We start from the raw sequence: 1727 nt of genomic DNA, 5'->3' as shown, positions 1-1727 counted from the left end.
AGGGCCTGCCAGCTGCGGCTCATGCCATGCAGGCGCAGGCGGGTGAGTTGTGATTCAATCTGCATCATCATACTTTATGGTTTATAGTGGTTTAAAGTGGTTTATAGTGGTTTAAAGGGAAGGCTTGTCTGGGCGTAGTAGTCCCGCCCCCGGATGTTGTGGTGCACCGGCAAGGGGGTATCCTGTTTTGGCTCCGCTACGTGAGAGGCCATCCTGTTTTCCAGCACGTTGCGCACGAAGCGGTAGGAGTAGCTCTGGCAGTCAGGGGCCAGGCGGCAGGCGCTGTCAAAATCGGCTGGCGCCGTTTTGCTCTGCAGACTCAGCAGGCCGTCACAGGCCCGGTATAACTGCTCGGGATAGCGCTTCTGCTTAAAGAGTTCTTCCATGAGCTGGCAGAGTGCTTCTGATTTTTTCCTGGCCTTCTCCAGGTAATAGGCCGGGCTGCGCTCCAGGTAATGCTGGTGGTGGGAGCACAGGTGCTCCTTACTGGTGGAGTAGCCGCCCGGCTGGTAGCCTCTTATATGCACCGCTATCTGCTCTCCCTTGCTGTAGACCCGGACCAGGGAGCGGGTGTAGATGACTTTTACCCTGGTGCCGATGTAGGTGTAGGGCACGCTGTAGTAGTGCCTGTCGGCAGAGAGGTAGACGTGGTTGTTGCGGGCCACCTTCAGCTCCCGGTAATGCTTGAGCTCGAATGCCTGCTCAGGCAAGGGCGAGAGCAGGTGCTTTTCGGCAGAGAGGAAGCGCTCCTGGCGGCTCCAGGGTTTCTGCTGCATGCGGGTCTGGTTGTGCTCTCTGACCTTCTCCTTGATGGCCTGGTTAAGGGAGGGCAGGTCCAGGAACTGCTGGTGGCGCAGGCGGGCATAGACGCGGGTGTAGATGAGCTTCACCTGATTCTCCACCAGTGCCTTGTCGCGGGGCTTGCCGGCACGGGCCGGCACGACAGTGGTCTGGTAGTGGTTGGCAAAGTCCTCCAGGGCCCGGTTGATGTCGGGCTCGTAGCGGCTGGCCCGGGTGACGGCCGCCTTCAGGTTGTCGGGCACCAGTACCTGCGGCACGCCTCCCAGCTCCTGCAGGCAACAGCCAAGGGCATAGAGGAAGTCAGAGATGCTCTGGCTGCGGACGGCCATGGCAAAGCTGTAGTCGGAGAAAGGCAGGCAGGCGGTGAACACCTGGCACTCGATCACCTCTCCGGTGGCCGGATCGGTATAGGAGAGCTTCTTGCCGGCAAAGTCAATGAAGAGCTTCTCGGCCGGCTGGTGATGCAGCACCATCGAGGGCTTGCGGGCCACCAGGTGCTGGGAGAGGTGGAAGCAGAACTGGGTGTAACTGTAGCCCTGGGGTTGCTGCTGGCGGTACTCCTGCCAGAGCAGCAGGCGGTTGACGCCCACCAGCTTGAGCTGCTGGGTATAATAGTCGAAGCGGCTCTTCAGGTACTCGAACCGCTCGTCCTTGTAGGCGGGGCTTCCGGCATGGTAGCGGGCTTCCAGCACCGGATCTTCCAGGGCCAGCAGCACAGGAACGCTTTCAGGCAGGGCAGCGGTTCTGGCCAGGTAGGCCTTGACCGTGTTCTTGCTGATGGCCAGGCTGCGGGCAATGAACTTGATGCCCTTGCCCTGCTGGTGGAGTTGGAGGAGTTGTTTTATCTGGCTCATAGGTTTTGGTTTTCCGGCCATCGGTGCGCTCTTCTTTGGTGATAGCACCAAAGAACCAAAACCTATCGATAA

General features: G+C 59.5%; 1 protein-coding gene. It reads right to left on the bottom strand.

The features are described 5' to 3' along the window. Positions 1–101: 101 nt before the first annotated feature. The gene (gene istA, locus K3G39_RS20375; RefSeq protein ID WP_255594572.1) at positions 102–1655 is read right to left on the bottom strand and encodes an IS21 family transposase; all 1554 of its coding nucleotides are present in this window, start codon (positions 1653–1655) and stop codon (positions 102–104) included. Positions 1656–1727: the final 72 nt, after the last annotated feature.

The sequence above is a fragment of the Pontibacter sp. HSC-14F20 genome, assembly GCF_019599265.1.
Lineage (GTDB): Bacteria > Bacteroidota > Bacteroidia > Cytophagales > Hymenobacteraceae > Pontibacter.
The sequence above is the reverse complement of the archived record's forward strand: the minus strand, read 5'-3'. Positions and strand labels throughout refer to the sequence as shown.